This window comes from Amycolatopsis sp. VS8301801F10 (assembly GCF_046195355.1).
GTDB lineage: Bacteria > Actinomycetota > Actinomycetes > Mycobacteriales > Pseudonocardiaceae > Amycolatopsis.
The window spans coordinates 483,446-499,054 of the sequence record NZ_CP176065.1 but is presented as its reverse complement, the minus strand read 5'-3'; the positions used below and the strand labels follow the sequence as shown (position 1 = coordinate 499,054).

12 protein-coding genes are annotated in these 15,609 nt (G+C 70.4%); 10 read left to right on the top strand and 2 right to left on the bottom strand.

Annotation, left to right across the window (positions count from 1 at the left end; all coding sequences use genetic code 11):
- Window positions 1-121: 121 nt before the first annotated feature.
- The 5 genes from F9C11_RS02335 to F9C11_RS02315 all read left to right on the top strand — a co-directional run bounded on the left by F9C11_RS02335 (window position 122) and on the right by F9C11_RS02315 (window position 7,115).
- Window positions 122-1,987 (top strand): methylmalonyl-CoA mutase family protein, encoded by a 1,866-nt coding sequence (locus F9C11_RS02335; protein WP_409183312.1) that lies wholly within the window; start codon window positions 122-124, stop codon window positions 1,985-1,987.
- Window positions 1,984-4,152: a methylmalonyl-CoA mutase gene (scpA, locus tag F9C11_RS02330; protein ID WP_409183311.1), complete on the top strand. Its 2,169-nt coding sequence runs from the start codon at window positions 1,984-1,986 to the stop codon at window positions 4,150-4,152. Before F9C11_RS02335 ends, scpA begins: the two co-directional genes overlap by 4 nt.
- Window positions 4,153-4,155: 3 nt before the next feature.
- Entirely contained in the window at window positions 4,156-5,148 is a 993-nt protein-coding gene (gene meaB, locus F9C11_RS02325; protein ID WP_409183310.1) for a methylmalonyl Co-A mutase-associated GTPase MeaB, read from the top strand.
- 175 nt (window positions 5,149-5,323) lie between these two features.
- The gene (locus tag F9C11_RS02320; protein WP_409183309.1) at window positions 5,324-5,638 is read left to right on the top strand and encodes a hypothetical protein; all 315 of its coding nucleotides are present in this window, start codon (window positions 5,324-5,326) and stop codon (window positions 5,636-5,638) included.
- A 190-nt stretch (window positions 5,639-5,828) separates the two neighbouring features.
- A complete protein-coding gene (locus tag F9C11_RS02315; RefSeq protein WP_409183308.1) occupies window positions 5,829-7,115 on the top strand; it encodes an amidohydrolase in 1,287 nt (428 codons plus the stop codon).
- Window positions 7,116-7,703: 588 nt separating this feature from the next.
- Here the strand turns inward: F9C11_RS02315 and F9C11_RS02310 are convergent.
- Complete coding sequence (locus tag F9C11_RS02310; protein ID WP_183124553.1) at window positions 7,704-8,156, bottom strand: gamma-glutamylcyclotransferase; 453 nt, start codon at window positions 8,154-8,156, stop codon at window positions 7,704-7,706.
- A 132-nt stretch (window positions 8,157-8,288) separates the two neighbouring features.
- On the opposite strand from F9C11_RS02310, the gene F9C11_RS02305 reads away from it, so the two are divergent.
- The 5 genes from F9C11_RS02305 to F9C11_RS02285 all read left to right on the top strand — a co-directional run bounded on the left by F9C11_RS02305 (window position 8,289) and on the right by F9C11_RS02285 (window position 12,587).
- Window positions 8,289-9,692 (top strand): NAD(P)H-quinone dehydrogenase, encoded by a 1,404-nt coding sequence (locus tag F9C11_RS02305; RefSeq protein WP_009072684.1) that lies wholly within the window; start codon window positions 8,289-8,291, stop codon window positions 9,690-9,692.
- Between the two features lie 54 nt (window positions 9,693-9,746).
- Window positions 9,747-10,223, top strand: a complete 477-nt coding sequence (locus F9C11_RS02300) for a hypothetical protein (protein ID WP_409183307.1) — start codon at window positions 9,747-9,749, stop codon at window positions 10,221-10,223.
- Between the two features lie 198 nt (window positions 10,224-10,421).
- Entirely contained in the window at window positions 10,422-11,057 is a 636-nt protein-coding gene (locus F9C11_RS02295; RefSeq protein WP_409183306.1) for a hypothetical protein, read from the top strand.
- A gap of 79 nt (window positions 11,058-11,136) precedes the next feature.
- On the top strand, window positions 11,137-11,718 hold the full coding sequence (locus tag F9C11_RS02290) for a class F sortase (protein ID WP_409183305.1): 582 nt from the start codon (window positions 11,137-11,139) through the stop codon (window positions 11,716-11,718).
- Window positions 11,719-11,789: 71 nt separating this feature from the next.
- Window positions 11,790-12,587 carry a VOC family protein gene (locus F9C11_RS02285; RefSeq protein ID WP_409183304.1) on the top strand — a complete coding sequence of 266 codons (798 nt, stop codon included), beginning with the start codon at window positions 11,790-11,792 and terminating at the stop codon, window positions 12,585-12,587.
- Window positions 12,588-14,078: 1,491 nt separating this feature from the next.
- On the opposite strand, the gene glpK is transcribed toward F9C11_RS02285, so the two are convergent.
- Window positions 14,079-15,587 carry a glycerol kinase GlpK gene (gene glpK, locus F9C11_RS02280; RefSeq protein ID WP_409183303.1) on the bottom strand — a complete coding sequence of 503 codons (1,509 nt, stop codon included), beginning with the start codon at window positions 15,585-15,587 and terminating at the stop codon, window positions 14,079-14,081.
- Between the last annotated feature and the right edge of the window lie 22 nt (window positions 15,588-15,609).

Below are 15,609 nucleotides of genomic sequence, written 5' to 3'. Positions count from 1 at the left end.
ATGATTGTGGCCCACGGCACCGGCACTGTCCGACCCAGCACCGCTACCCCTGAGTTCACCCGTACGGGGGGCGAGCAGAGTCACAGGTGCGGGTGGTGGCCTGCCTCTACCATCACTGGGTATGACGAACGTGGCTGGTCCGGAGTCGGCGCCGCACTCCGAGCCCGGGCTCGCGCTCGCGGCGGAGTTCCCCGCCGCGGACCGCGCCCAGTGGCAGGAGCTGGTGGCGGGAGTGCTGCGCAAGAGCGGCAGGCTCCCGGAGGATTTCGCGGGCGCGCCGGAGAGCAAGCTCGTCTCGCGCACCTACGACGGCATCGAGATCCAGCCGCTGTACACCGCCGACGACGCGAGCGGCGACCTCGGCTTCCCGGGGCTGCCGCCGTTCGTGCGCGGGGCCCGGCCGGAGGGCGTCGTCGACACCGGGTGGGACATCCGGGTCCGGCACCAGCGCGAAGACGTCCGCGCGGCGAACGCGGCGATCCTCGCCGACCTCGAAGGCGGCGCGTCCTCGGTGTGGCTGCGGCTCGGCGAGGGTTCGCTGCCGATTTCCGCGCTCGCGGACGCGCTGAACGAGGTGTACGTCGGTCTCGCGCCGATCGTCCTCGACGCCGGCGCGGAGTACGAAACCGCTGCTCAGGCGCTTCTCGACCTCTTCGCCGAGCGCGAGATCCCGGCCAGCGAAGCCGTCGGCACGCTCGGTGCGGACCCGATCGGCACCTCGGCGCGGACGGGGCGTTCTCTTCCGCTCGGCCCGGCCGCCGAATTGGCCGCGAAGGTTGCCCCCAAGTACCCGAAGGTGCGCACGATCGTCGCCGACGGACTGCCGTTTCACGAGGCAGGCGGCTCCGACGCGCAGGAACTCGGCGCGACGATCGCGTCCGGCGTCGCTTATCTGCGTGCGCTCACCGAGGCCGGGCTGGACGTCGCCGCGGCCGCCGCGCAGATCGAGTTCCGGCTCGCCGCGACCGCGGACCAGTTCCTCACCATCGCCAAGTTCCGCGCCGCGCGCCGGCTGTGGGACCGCGTCCTCGAGGTCTCCGGTGCGGCCGCGGAAGCCCGCGGGATGCACCAGCACGCGGTCACGTCGCCGTCGATGTTCACCCAGCGCGACCCGTGGGTGAACATGCTGCGCACCACCGTGGCCTGTTTCGCGGCCGGGGTCGGCGGCGCGGACGCGGTCACCGTGCTGCCGTTCGACGCGGCGATCGGCCTGCCGGACGCGTTTTCCTCGCGGATCGCCCGCAACACCAACGCGATCCTCATCGAAGAGTCGAAGCTGGGCAGCGTGATCGACCCGGCGGGCGGCTCCTGGTACGTCGAGAAGCTCACCGACGAACTCGCCGAAGCCGCGTGGCGCGAGTTCACCGCGATCGAGGCCGCGGGCGGGATCGAAACCGAACTGGCGTCCGGCGCACTGGCCGGACGGCTCGCGCAGACCTGGCAGAAGCGCGCGAGCCGCCTCGCCACCCGGCGCGATCCGCTCACCGGCGTCAGCGAATTCCCGAACCTGGACGAAAAGCCGGTCGCCCGCGAACCGCTTCCGTCCACTGTGGACGGAGGACTGCCGCGGCACCGGTACGCCGAGGAGTACGAGAAACTGCGCGACGCGTCCGACGCCTACCTCGCCAAGCACGGCGAGCGGCCGAAGGTCTTCCTGGCCACGCTCGGGCCGGTCGCCGCGCACACCGCCCGCGCGTCCTTCGCGACGAACCTGCTGCAGGCGGGCGGCATCGAGGCGGTGAACCCCGGCGCGACCGACGACCTGCCCGGCGCGTTCCGCGAGAGCGGCGCGAAAATCGCCTGCCTGTGCGGCACCGACGCGGCGTACGAGGAACAGGCCGCGTCCGTCGCGGCGTCGCTCGGCGCGGACAGCGTTCTGTTGGCGGGCAAGGGAACCTACGACGGAATCAGCGGCAATCTGTACGCCGGGTGCGACGCGCTCGAAATCCTGACCAGCCTCCACGCACAGCTGGGAGTCTCCGCATGAGCATCCCGAATTTCGCCGACATCCCGCTCGGCAAGCCGGAACCGGGCGACCGCGCGGCGTGGGCGCAGGCCGTGCAGGACGCCACCGGCAAGGGCCCGGACGCGCTGGCCTGGGAAACCCCCGAGGGCATCGGCGTGAAGCCGGTCTACACCGCCGCCGATCTGTCCGATGTGGACTTCCTGAACACGTACCCGGGCATCGCGCCGTACCTGCGCGGGCCGTACCCGACGATGTACGTCAACCAGCCGTGGACGATCCGCCAGTACGCCGGGTTCTCCACCGCGCAGGAGTCGAACGCCTTCTACCGCCGCAACCTCGCGGCCGGGCAGAAGGGCCTGTCGGTCGCGTTCGACCTCGCCACGCACCGCGGCTACGACTCCGACCACCCGCGCGTGTCCGGCGACGTCGGCATGGCCGGCGTGGCGATCGACTCGATCTACGACATGCGCCAGCTGTTCGACGGCATCCCGCTGGACAAGATGTCCGTCTCGATGACGATGAACGGCGCGGTGCTGCCGGTGCTCGCGCTCTACGTCGTCGCGGCCGAGGAGCAGGGGGTGAAGCCGGAGCAGCTCGCGGGGACCATCCAGAACGACATCCTCAAGGAGTTCATGGTCCGCAACACCTACATCTACCCGCCGCAGCCGTCGATGCGGATCATCTCCGACATCTTCGCCTACACCTCGCAGCACATGCCGAAGTACAACTCGATCTCGATCTCCGGCTACCACATGCAGGAGGCCGGGGCGACCGCCGACCTGGAGCTGGCGTACACGCTCGCGGACGGCGTCGAGTACATCCGCGCGGGCGTCGACGCGGGGTTGGATGTCGACAAGTTCGCGCCGCGGCTGTCGTTCTTCTGGGCCATCGGCATGAACTTCTTCATGGAGGTGGCGAAGCTGCGCGCCGCGCGCCTGCTGTGGGCGAAGCTGGTGAAGCAGTTCGATCCGAAGTCGCAGAAGTCGCTGTCGCTGCGTACGCACTCTCAGACGTCCGGCTGGTCGCTTACCGCGCAGGACGTCTTCAACAACGTCACGCGTACGTGCGTCGAAGCGATGGCCGCCACCCAGGGGCACACGCAGTCGTTGCACACCAACGCTCTTGACGAAGCGCTCGCGCTGCCCACCGACTTCTCCGCACGGATCGCGCGCAACACACAGCTGTTGCTGCAGCAGGAATCCGGCACCACGCGCGTTATCGACCCGTGGGGCGGTAGCGCGTTTGTCGAGAAGCTCACGTACGACCTCGCGCGCAAGGCGTGGGGCCACATCACCGAAGTCGAGAGCGCGGGCGGCATGGCGCGCGCGATCGACGAAGGCATCCCGAAGCTGCGTATCGAAGAAGCAGCCGCGCGTACGCAGGCGCGCATCGACTCGGGACGACAGCCGGTCATCGGGGTGAACAAGTACCAGGTCACCGACGACGAGCAGATCGACGTGCTGAAGGTCGACAACGCGGGCGTACGCGCGCAGCAGCTGGAGAAGCTGCGTCGGCTGCGCGAAGAACGCGACTCGCAGGCCACCGAGGACGCGCTGCGCCGCCTCACCGAAGGCGCGCAGAACAACGGCAACCTGCTTGAGCTGGCCATCGACGCCGCGCGCGCGAAGGCCACCGTCGGCGAGATCTCCGACGCCCTGGAGAAGAACTGGGGCCGCCACTCCGGCCAGATCCGCACGATCTCCGGCGTGTACCGGGAAGAGGTGGGGAAGTCGGACAACGTCGAGAAGGCCCGCGAGCTGGTCGACAAATTCGCCGAAGAGGAAGGCCGCCGTCCGCGCATCCTCGTCGCGAAAATGGGCCAGGACGGTCACGACCGCGGCCAGAAGGTGATCGCCACCGGCTTCGCCGACCTCGGCTTCGACGTCGACGTCGGCCCGCTGTTTTCCACCCCGGCCGAGGTCGCCCGCCAGGCGTCCGAAGCCGACGTGCACGTGATCGGCGTGTCCTCGCTGGCCGCCGGGCACCTCTCGCTGGTGCCCGCGCTGCGCCGCGAGCTGGCCGAACTGGGCCGCGAGGACATCATGGTCGTGGTCGGCGGCGTGATCCCGCCGCAGGACTACCCCGAGCTGCGCGAAGCGGGAGCGGCGGCGATCTTCGGCCCGGGCACGGTGCTCGCGGACGCCGCGATCGACCTGCTCCAGCAGCTGGCCGCGCAGGAGTCCTGAGCCTTGCCGCGGCGGATCGACGTCGGCGAGTACGCCAAGGGCGTGCTCGCGGGCGACCGGGGGACCCTGTCCAAGGCCATCACGCTGGTCGAATCACACCGCGAGGACCACCGGCGGCAAGCCCAGGAACTGCTGGTCGAGCTGCTCCCGCACGCCGGCGGGGCGCAGCGCGTCGGCATCACCGGCGTACCCGGAGTCGGCAAGTCGACATTTATCGACCAGCTCGGCACCGACCTCACCACCGCCGGGCACCGGGTCGCGGTGCTCGCCGTCGACCCCTCCTCGACCCGCACCGGCGGTTCGATCCTCGGCGACAAGACCCGGATGGCACGGCTGGCGGTCGACCCGAAGGCGTTCATCCGGCCGTCGCCGACGTCCGGCACGCTCGGCGGCGTCGCCCGCGCCACCCGCGAGACGATCGTGCTGATGGAGGCGGCCGGTTTCGACGTCGTGCTGGTGGAGACGGTCGGGGTCGGGCAGTCCGAGGTGACCGTGGCGAACATGGTCGACTGCTTCCTCTTCCTGACCCTGGCGCGCACCGGCGACCAGTTGCAGGGCATCAAAAAGGGCGTGCTGGAGCTCGCGGACGTCATCGCCGTCAACAAGGCCGACGGACCGCACGAACGCGACGCCAAGCGCGCCGCGCGCGAGCTGCAGGGCGCGCTGCGGATAATCTACGGCAAGGACGCGCTCTGGACGCCGCCGGTGCTCACGTGCAGCGGGCTCGAAGGCAGCGGCCTCGACGAGGTGTGGGCGGCGATCGGGAAGCACCGCGAGGTGCTCACCGAATCGGGTGATCTTGGCGAACGGCGCAAACGACAGCAGGTCGACTGGACGTGGTCGATGGTCCGCGAGCAGCTGCTCGACCGGCTCACCGCGCATCCGGCGGTCCGCGCGCAGGTCGCCGACGTGGAACGAGCGGTGCGCGACGGGGAACTCACCGCCACGCTGGCCGCGCAGCGGATTCTGGCCGCGTTCGCCGAACCCTCTTCTTGAACGTTGTCCAAGAAGAGAAAACGCTCTGCGCACAAGTGGCTTTTGACCGTCTTAGGGGCTGGTTGCGCCCGACGGTCGTCGGCACGGGGCGAGCGGACCCGGCTCCACCGCGTGGCGGCTGACGCGTCCGCGTTCCGACGGGCACAATGCACGGGGACGGCGTAGAAGGGAAGTCATGGCGAAGGTGCGGGGACTGCTGCTGGCCGGTCTGCTCGGCGTGCTGCTCACCGGGACGCTGCCGGCGGCGGCGGCCGCGGCGACCTCGGCTCCGGCCTCGGTCACCGTGGCGGCTGAGACGGCGATCACGCAGGTGAACGCGCTTCGCCAGGCCCCGCCGGGACCGGTGCTCGACCCGTCGCAGACCGACAAGGCCAACGCCGACAAGACGAAGAAGAACCTCATCGCCGGCGGCGCCGCGGTGGTGCTGCTCGCCATCGTGTTCTTCGGCCGCCGCCACCGCATCAAGCGTCGCAAGGCCCAGGGCGGCTGAGCTTTCCGGCGTTCACCCACGCCGAACTTCGTCAGCCGTTCGCCGCAGATCTTCTACCGGCCGTCTTGGTCGGAGCGCACCGCACCGCCGCTTGCCACCTGCATGGTGCACGATCGACTGCGATGCGTAAGACAGATCGATTGGCACGTTGCGTGTTCCCCTGCGCTCGTGTTGCGGGAGGAGGTGCGGCGTGACGGTGCTGGATTCACGGCCGGACGTTCCAGGCGACCACAACCCGATCGCGGCGCCCGGCGCGCTGGTGACCGACGCCGGCGTCAGCATGGCTCCGGTGGAAGACCTTGGCGCGGGCCGCGGCCCGTTCTGGCTGGACGACTGGCTGCGCGCGAACGCGACGGACGTGCTCGCGTGGCGGCGGCACATCCATGCCCACCCCGAGCTGTCGCGCGACGAGTTCGCGACGACCGAGCTGATCGTCTCGCTGCTGCGCCGCGTCGGGCTGAAGCCGTGGGTGCTGCCCGGCGGCACCGGCGTGGTGTGCGACATCGGCAAGGGCGAGCGCTGCGTCGCGCTGCGCGCGGACATCGACGCGCTGCCGCTGACCGAGGACACCGGCCTGCCGTATTCCTCCACCACCGAGGGCGCGGCGCACATGTGCGGCCACGACGCGCACACGGCGATCCTGCTGGGCGCCGGCCGCGCTCTGGCCGGCGCGCCCGAGCTGCCCGGCCGCGTGCGGCTGATCTTCCAGCCCGCCGAGGAGGTCATGCCCGGCGGCGCGCTGGACATGATCGCCGCGGGAGCCCTGGAGGGCGTCGAGCGGATCTACGGCCTGCACTGCGACCCCCGGCTCGAAGCGGGCAAGGTCGGCACCCGGGTCGGCGCGCTGACGTCCGCCGCCGACCTCATCGAACTGCGCCTCACCTCGCCCGGCGGGCACACCTCGCGGCCGCATCTGACCGCGGACCTGGTGTACGCGCTCGGCACGGTCATCACGTCGCTGCCGTCGGTGCTGTCCCGGCGCGTCGACCCGCGGTCCGGCACGGTGCTGGTGTGGGGCGCGGTGCACGCCGGACAGGCCGCGAACGCGGTGCCCCAGGACGGCGTCCTGCGCGGCACGCTGCGGACCGCCGACCACGAGGTGTGGAAGGCGCTGGAGCCGCTCGTCGCGTCGTCGGTGGAATCGCTGCTGGCCCCGACCGGCGTCGGCTTCTCGCTCGACTACCGGCGCGGCGTGCCGCCCGTCGTTTCCGACGCGGAGTCGACCGCGCTGATGCGCGCGGGCGTCGAGGCGGCGGTCGGCGAAGCGGGGCTGGCCGGGACGGAACAGTCGTCCGGCGGCGAGGACTTCGGCTGGTACCTGGAGCACGTCAGCGGGGCCTTCGCCCGGCTCGGCGTGTGGTCCGGCCCGCCCGCACCGCAGGCCGACATCCACCGCCCGACGTTCGTCCTCGACGAGCGCGCGCTGCTCGTCGGAGTGCGCACTTTGGTGCACACCGCGCTGGCTTCGCTGGCCTGAGTTATCCACAGGGGCCGCGCCAATGTGGATAACTTGGGCGGGTGAGAGGTACCCCTCGTCCGGGGGTGTCAGCGGGGAGTTACGCGGCGTGGTCTAGACCGCCGATGCTCCGCTGCGGTGCGCTTACCGAGAGTCAATTCGGACTTCCGTGCTGCCCGGGTGGGACGGTGGCCCGTTGGCTCCCGAAGGTGGAGTTCGTGTTGCGCGGCAACGGCTTTGGCGAAATCCGGGGCCGTTCGCGACCCGTCGTTGACCTGATTTCTGCCGTCGTCTTCGGTGACGCACCGCGATTTTTCCTGCGCACTGAGGTGCCGGATGCCCGTGTGGGTGAGCCTCTGCCGTGTGGTATTGGACGGCTGTCCGGCGGGCCGGGGAATCGTCCGGAGACGCAGAGTTATCCACAGGGAGGCGCCGTTGGGGACAACTTTCGGCCCTCTGCTAGGCGGGTGTGGATGACTCCGGAAACGAGCGTTCCAGGCAGCCCGCGGCGAGGTCGGGACGGCGGGGTTGCTTCGTCTCTCGAACGGCTGAACGCCGGACGCAAACGGTCCGTGAAGGTTCCCCTCACGGACCGTCAAGCGGAAGGCGTCAGCCGCTGATCCCGGTGCACGGCCGGGTGCGCAGATCGTCCACGTAATCCGCCGGGGCCCCGGCCGCCTCCGCGGCGTCCGCCAGCACCCCGAGATACCGCGCCGAGGGCAGGCCGCCCTCGTAGGCGTCCAGGACGTACAGCCAGGCCAGCACCGAGCCGTCCATCGTCTGGACCCGCAGCCGGATCTTCGTGTGCATTCCCAGCTCGCCGCCTTCCCAGCGGTCGAGGCGTTCCTCGTCGAGCGCGGTCACGTCGTACAGCACCACGAACACCCGCGACGACGGGTCCTCGACGATGGTGGCCAGCGCGCCTTCCCACCCGATGTCCTCGCCGCCGAAGGTCAGCCGCCAGCCTTCCAGCCAGCCGGTGCCTGCCATGGGCGAGTGCGGGGCGCGCTCCAGCATCTGGGCGGGCTCCATGTTGGATCCGTAAGCGGCATACAACGGCACGCGGCACAGCCTAGCGACCTCTGTTCTCCCCGATCGGATGCACATGCCGTGTCCGGGCACTTCGCTTGCCGGTCAGGCTCGCCGCGTAGGGTCGAGGCCACCGCCAAGCACGTGTGACAGAGGAGGACCCAGGTGACCAGGATCGTGATCATGGGTGGCGGCCCGGCGGGCTATGAAGCCGCCTTGGTCGCGGCGCAGCACGGCGCCGACGTGACGATCGTCGAGCGGGACGGCCTGGGCGGTGCCTGTGTCCTCTACGACTGCGTGCCCTCGAAGACGTTCATCGCCTCGTCCGGCGCGCTCGCGAAGATGCACGACCTCGGCGAGCTCGGCATCAACACCGACCTCGCGGACACCACCGTCGACCTGCCGACTGTGCACGGCCGGGTGAAAGGCCTCGCGCTCGCGCAGTCGGCCGACATCCGCGCCCGCGTGCAGCGCGAGGGCGTTCGCGTGATCACCGCCGAGGCCCGGTTCGCCGACGACGAGCCCGGCCTGGCCACCCACACGGTGGAAGTCACGCACTCCGACGGGAAAGTGGAATCGCTGTCCGCGGACGTCGTGCTGATCGCCACCGGGGCCACCCCGCGCGTGCTGCCCGGCGCGGTGCCGGACGGCGAGCGGATCCTGGACTGGCGGCAGCTGTACGACCTCACCGAGCTGCCCGAACACCTCGCGGTGATCGGCTCGGGCGTCACCGGCGCCGAGTTCGCCTCCGCGTACACCGAGATGGGCGTGAAGGTCACCGTCGTGTCCAGCCGGGACCGCGTGCTGCCGCACGAGGACGCCGACGCCGCCGCGGTGCTCGAAGAGGTCTTCACCCAGCGCGGCACCACGGTGGCCAAGCAGGCCCGGGCGGAACGCGTCGAGCGCACCGAGAAGGGCGTCGAAGTTCACCTGGCCGACGGTCGCGTGATCGAGGCAAGCCACGCGCTGATGACCGTCGGGTCCATCCCGAACACCGCCGACATCGGCCTCGACCGCGTCGGCATCGAGCCCGGCCCCGGCGGCTTCATCGCGGTGGACCGGGTGTCACGCACGAGCGTGCCCGGCGTCTACGCGGCGGGCGACTGCACCGGCGTGCTGATGCTCGCGTCCGTGGCGAGCATGCAGGGCCGCATCGCGATGTGGCACGCGCTGGGCGAGGGCGTCGCGCCGATCAAGCTCAAGACTGTCGCGGCGAACGTGTTCACCCACCCGGAAATCGCGACCGTCGGCATCAGCCAGCAGGCGATCGACTCCGGCGAGGTGCCGGCGCGCACGATCATGCTGCCGCTGGCCACCAACGCGCGCGCGAAGATGGAAGGCCTGCGCCGCGGTTTCGTGAAGCTCTTCTGCCGCCCCGCCACCGGCGTGGTGGTCGGCGGCGTGGTGGTCGCGCCGTCGGCGAGCGAGCTGATCCTGCCGATCGCGCTGGCCGTGCAGAACCAGCTGACGGTGGACCACCTGGCGCTGACGTTCTCGGTGTACCCGTCGCTGTCCGGGTCGATCACCGAAGCGGGCCGTCAGCTCATGCGGCACGACGATCTGGACTGATTTCCCGCGTCCGGGCAACCCCGTGCCGCAGCTCGCGTCTTGCGGGGTGACCAGGTGCGGCACGGGGAAGGGACGAGGGTGCGCAAGAGCGCGATTTTCGCGGTGGCGGCGGCGATCGGACTGGCCGGGACAGCGGTTCCGGCGGTGGCGGCGGACGGTCCGGCTCCGGATCCGGTGACCGTGCAGCTGAACCGGGACACCGCGGTGCTGCACGGCCACGTGAACGCCTACCAGCGCGGCTCCGAGCCGAACCAGGCGTTCGCCTACTGCCCGGGGGCGAACGCGGGCACGGCGGAGTTCAGCTCGCCCGTGCTGAAGTTCTCCCAGTACTTCTACGGCGAGATGGTCGGGGTGAAGGCCACGATGAGCGCGCACGCGGACCTGGTGCCCGGCACCGGACCCGGCAGCTATCCGCTCACCCTCACGTGCGCCGGGAAGCAGTACCACGCGACGTTCACCGTGCCCGCCGCGCAGGTGTCGCGCGTGCCCAAGGGCGCGGCGAAAGCGGGCGACGGGAGCCTCGCCGGCTAATCGGCCATGCTTGCCGAAAACCGCCGGAAAAGTGTTTCCGGCGGTTTTTTCGTTCCCGGGGCAACCCCGCGGCGGGCGGAGACGTCTTGGTGGTTGTCGGAACGAAAACGCCCGGGCCGCAGGGGGAACTGCCGGCTGGGCGCGGATTCGCCGCTGTTTTTCTGCGGGGTGAATCGTATTTTCAGCAAGGGGAGTGTCATGAAGCGTACCGTTGTTTTCTCCGCCCTCGTCGCCGCCGGAATGCTTTCGGCCGCACCGGCTTTCGCCGCGGAGGTGCCCACCACGCCGCCCACGACGAGCACCGCCACCACGCCGCCCTCGTCCCCCACCGAGGAACCGCCGGACGGCGACGCCGGCGTGCCCAAGGCGTTCATCCGGGTGCTGCCGTCGTCCGGCCACGCCGGGGACCGCGTCACGGTGCGCGTCGGCTGCGAGGCCTCGGAAATCAAGAACCTGAAGTCGGCGGCGCTGCAGTTCGGCAAGCTGCACCCGGCCGGTCCGCAGAACGATCCGGCCAAGGCCCCGATCTCGCAGGGCGCCGCGACCGTCCGCAGCGGGGTGAAGCCCGGGACGTACCAGGTTTCGTTCTCGTGCGGCAGCGCCGACGTCACCACGAAGTTCACCGTGCTGGGCGCGAAGCCCTCCCCCAAGCCGACCGCTCCCGCGCCGAAGCAGGTCAGCAAGGTCCCGTCCGGCGCGCCGCAGACCGGCGGCACGGACGGCCCGGTCGCGGACGACCAGTCGAACCTCGGCCTGCCGATCGCGGCCGGCGCGATGGGCGTGCTCGCCCTCGGCGGCACCGGACTGGTGGCGGCGCGTCGCCGGCGTGGCTGACTAGTCTCCTGGGCCTGGCTGCTTTTCTCGGTTTCTCGCTTTCTCGCGGCCAGGCCTGGGGCGGATCGGGGGAATGACGATGAGGAAGACACTCGCCGCGGCGTCCGTCGCGCTCGCCGCGCTGCTGACCGGATGCTCGGCCGGGTCGACGACCGCGGCGCCCGCCTCCAGCGCTCCGTCCGTTTCGGCGGCCGGCATGCCGAAATCGGAGCCGGTTTCGCTGGACATCCCGCGCATCGACGCGCATTCCAGCCTGGTGCCGCTGGGTCTCAATCCCGACAATACGGTGCAAGTCCCGCCGGTCAGCACGCCGCTGCAGGCCGGGTGGTACGAAAACGGCCCGACGCCCGGCGAGGTCGGCCCCGCGGTCGTGCTCGGACACGTGGACGGAAACAAGCACAAAGGGATCTTCTACCGGCTCAAGGAAATGAAGCCGGGAGACGACGTCGACATCGCCCGCCGCGACGGCACCACCGCGCACTTCGAGGTGACCAAAGTGGACCAGGTGCCCAAGGACGTCTTCCCGACCGACGCGGTCTACGGGGACACTTCGGACCCGCAACTGCGCTTGATCACCTGCGGCGGCGCGTTCGACCGGGCCGAGCACAGCTATGTGGACAACATCATCGTGTACGCCCGCCTGGTCAACGGCGGGCACTGAAAAGCCGCCCCCGGTTTTTGTCGGTCCCCGGTGCGACACTGTGGCGGTTGGCACAATTCCGGGAGGCACCCATGATCACCAGGACAGAACCGTGGCCCGCGGGCACCCCGTGCTGGGGCGACTTGATGGTGCCGGACCGCGACAAGGCGGTCGCGTTCTACGAGTCGCTGCTCGGCTGGACAGTCGAATCCGGCGGCCCGGAGACCGGGTTTTACGGAATGGCGCAGATCGCCGGCAAGCCGGTGGCGGGAATCGGCCAGCTCCCGCCGGAGCAGGCAGGCATGCCGCCGACGTGGACGACGTACCTGTCCGTGTCCGATGTGGACAAGACAGTGACCGCGATCGCGGAGGCGGGCGGACAGGTGGTCGCCCCGCCGATGGACGTCCTGACCGAGGGCCGGATGGCCATCGCAACCGACCCGACCGGCGCGACGTTCGGCCTCTGGCAGCCGGGTCGGCATTCCGGAACGCAGGTCACGCTGACGCCCGGGGCCCCGGCGTGGAACGAATGCATGACCCGCGATTTCGCCGCGGCGAAGCAGTTCTACGGGGATGTGTTCGGGTACGGCTTCGGCGACATGTCGGGGCCAGGTTTCACGTACGCGACTCTGGACGTCGACGGCCGCCCGGTCGGCGGCCTTGGCGAGCTGTCCTCGGACAGCCCCGCGCAACCCGGATGGGTGACCTACTTCTGGACCGCGGACGCGGACAAGTCGGCGTCGCGAATCACCGAACTGGGCGGGACCGTGGTGAGCCCGCCGGTGGACACGCCACACGGCCGAATGGTGGTCGCGACGGACGACCAAGGGGCGGGCTTCTCGCTGATGGCCCCCAACGCCCAGTCCGGCACTCAGGACGGGTGGGGGTGAGGGGGAGGCTGATGTGGTCCTGGTGGGTGATGGCTGGGGTGAGTTGGCTGGGCGGTGATACGGAGGGCTGAGTTTGGGGTGGTTTGCGCCGCGCCGGGTTGTGTCGGTTGGTGCGGTGGGTGTGCCGAGTCGTGCTGATTGGTGCGCTGGGCGGACTGTGCCGGGTGCGTGCCGATTGGTGCCGTGGGCCGAGCGGGCCTAGCTGGGTTGTGCCGCTTAGCGCGCGAGGTCGTGCTGCTTGGTGCGCGGGTGGAGCCGGGCTGTGCCGTCGGCGCGCTGGGCGGGATGATCCGCGCCTGGTCGTGCTGGGCGAGGCGAGCTGTGCTGCTTGGCGCGCGGGGCGGGACAGTGCCGATTGGTGCCGTGGGCCGAGCGGGCCTAGCTGGGTTGTGCAGGTTGGCGTGAGGGCGGAGCGGGCCTAGCTGGGGCCGTGCAGGTTGGCGTGCTGGCCAGAGCGGGCCAAGCCGGGGCACGCCGATTAGCGCGGGCGGTCCGCGCGAGGTCGTGCTAATCGGTGCGCAGGTGGAGCCGCGCTGTGCCGGTCGGCGTGCTGGGCGGGATGGTCCGCGCCTGGTTGTGCTGGCTCGCGTGCTGGGCGAGGCAGGCTGTGCTGGAAGGTCCTGATTGGTGCGCGGGCGGCTCGAGCCGGGCCGCGTCGATTGGGTTGCTTGGCGGTCGGGCCAGGCTGCGTCGATTGGTGCTCTAGGCGGGCCGTGCAGGTTGGCGTGCTGGGCGAGGCGGGTCGAGCCCGGGCGTGCCGAATAGCGTGGGCGGTTTGCCTGCGCCAGTTCGTGCTGATTGGTGCGCGGGTGGAGCCAGGCCCCAGGCTGTGCCGGTCGGCGTGCTGGGCGGGAGGGTTCACGCCTGGTTGTGCTGGGCGAGGCGGGCTGTGCCGGGCCGTCCTGATTGGTGCGCGGGTCGGCTTGAGCCACCTGCGCCGGTTGGCTTGCTGGGCGGTCGGTCTGCGTCGAGTGTGCGCTGGGTGGGCCGTGCAGGTTGGCGTGCTGGGCGAGGCAGGTCGAGCTGGGGTGCGCCGGTTAGCGCGGGCGGTCCGCGCGAGGTCGTGCTGATTGGTGCGCGGGTGGAGCCGGGCTGTGCCGGTTGGCGCGCTGGGCGAGGCGAGCCGTTCTGCTTGGCGCGCGGGGCTGGGCCGTGCTGGGCCGTGCAGATTGGCGGGCCGGGCCGATTGGTGTGCTGGGCAGCGCAGGCCAAGCTGGGGCCGTGGCGATCGGCCCCGGGGACCGCGGACCAAGCCGCTACCTGCCAACCCGAACCGTCGCCGGAGCGAGCCATGCGCAGCCATTCGCGTCGGAAGCGGCGGCGAGGTCGGCGCATCCCACCGAGCGCCGAGTCAGCGTGCCCCAACGCGCGGGCCGCAAACGCCCGTGAGGGGAACCCCGAAGGAATCAAATCCCCCGAAGTTCCCCTCACCGCCCTCAACCAAGCCGCAAGCCCTAGCCCCGCCAACTCAGGCAGGCATTCCCGGAAGGATCAGTCCTCCACCCAGTCGAAGGTCTTCGTGACAGCCTTCTTCCAGTTCCGGTATTCCTTCTCCCTCCGGGACTCGTCCATCGACGGGTCCCACTGCTTGTCCTTCGCCCAGTTGGTCCGGATGTCGTCCTCCGACTCCCAGAATCCCACCGCCAGCCCGGCCGCGTACGCCGCTCCCAGTGCGGTCGTTTCGTTCACCACCGGGCGGATCACCGGCACGCCCAGGATGTCCGCCTGGAACTGCATCAGCAGCTCGTTCACGACCATCCCGCCGTCGACCTTCAGCGACTTCAGCGGGACGCCCGAGTCGGCGTTCATCGCGTCGATCACCTCTCGCGACTGGAACGCCGTGGCCTCCAGAACCGCCCGCGAGAGGTGGCCCTTGTTCACGAACCGGGTCAGGCCGACGATCGCGCCGCGGGCGTCCGAGCGCCAGTACGGGGCGAACAGGCCCGAGAACGCCGGGACGAAGTACGCGCCGCCGTTGTCGTCGACCGTCCGGGCGAATTCCTCGATCTGCGCCGCCGACGAAATCAACCCCAGGTTGTCCCGCAGCCACTGCACCAGCGAACCGGTGACCGCGACCGAACCCTCCAGTGCGTAGACCGTGTCGTTCGAGCCGATCTTGTAGCAGACCGTCGTCAGCAGGCCGTTCTCCGACAGGACCTTCTCCGTGCCGGTGTTCAGCAGCACGAAGTTGCCGGTGCCGTAAGTGTTCTTGGCCTCGCCCGGCGAGAGGCACGCCTGGCCGAACGTCGCCGCCTGCTGGTCGCCGAGGATGCCCGCGATCGGCACCTCGGCCAGCGCTCCGCGCGGGCGGACCTTGCCGTACACCTCCGACGACGACCGGATCTCCGGCAGCATCGACAGCGGAATCCCCATCTCCGCCGCGATCTCCTCGTCCCACTTCAGGGTGTCGAGGTCCATCAGCAAAGTGCGCGACGCGTTCGTCGGGTCCGTCACGTGCACGCCGCCGTCGGTGCCGCCGGTCATGTTCCACAGCACCCAGGTGTCCATGTTGCCGAACACCAGATCGCCCGCCTCGGCCCTGGCCCGCGCGCCCTCGACGTTGTCGAGGATCCACTTGATCTTCGGGCCGGAGAAATACGTCGCGAGCGGCAGGCCGGTCTTGGAGCGGTAGCGCTCCTGGCCGCCGCCGAGCGCTCCGAGCTCGGCGGCGATCTTGTCGGTGCGCGTGTCCTGCCAGACAATCGCGTTGTACACCGGCTTTCCGGTCTTGCGGTCCCACACCAGCGCCGTTTCGCGCTGGTTGGTGATGCCGACCGCGGCGATGTCGGTCGGCCGCAGGTCGGCCTTGGCGAGTGCGCCCGCCGCGACCGCGCGGGTGTTTTCCCAGATCTCCTCGGCGTTGTGCTCGACCCAGCCCGCCTGCGGGAAGATCTGCTCGTGCTCGCGCTGGTCGACCGCGACGACGCGGCCGGAGTGGTCGAAGATCATGCAACGCGTCGACGTGGTGCCCTGGTCGATCGCGGCGACGTACGAAGTCATGGATTCCCTCCGGAAAGCTGGG

Coding starts and splice junctions, on each gene's coding strand:
- F9C11_RS02335 (WP_409183312.1), top strand. CDS start 122: ATGACGAACGTGGCTGGTCCGGAGTCGGCGCCGCACTCCGAGCCCGGG.
- scpA (WP_409183311.1), top strand. CDS start 1,984: ATGAGCATCCCGAATTTCGCCGACATCCCGCTCGGCAAGCCGGAACCG.
- F9C11_RS02320 (WP_409183309.1), top strand. CDS start 5,324: ATGGCGAAGGTGCGGGGACTGCTGCTGGCCGGTCTGCTCGGCGTGCTG.
- F9C11_RS02295 (WP_409183306.1), top strand. CDS start 10,422: ATGAAGCGTACCGTTGTTTTCTCCGCCCTCGTCGCCGCCGGAATGCTT.
- F9C11_RS02290 (WP_409183305.1), top strand. CDS start 11,137: ATGAGGAAGACACTCGCCGCGGCGTCCGTCGCGCTCGCCGCGCTGCTG.
- F9C11_RS02285 (WP_409183304.1), top strand. CDS start 11,790: ATGATCACCAGGACAGAACCGTGGCCCGCGGGCACCCCGTGCTGGGGC.
- glpK (WP_409183303.1), bottom strand. CDS start 15,587: ATGACTTCGTACGTCGCCGCGATCGACCAGGGCACCACGTCGACGCGT.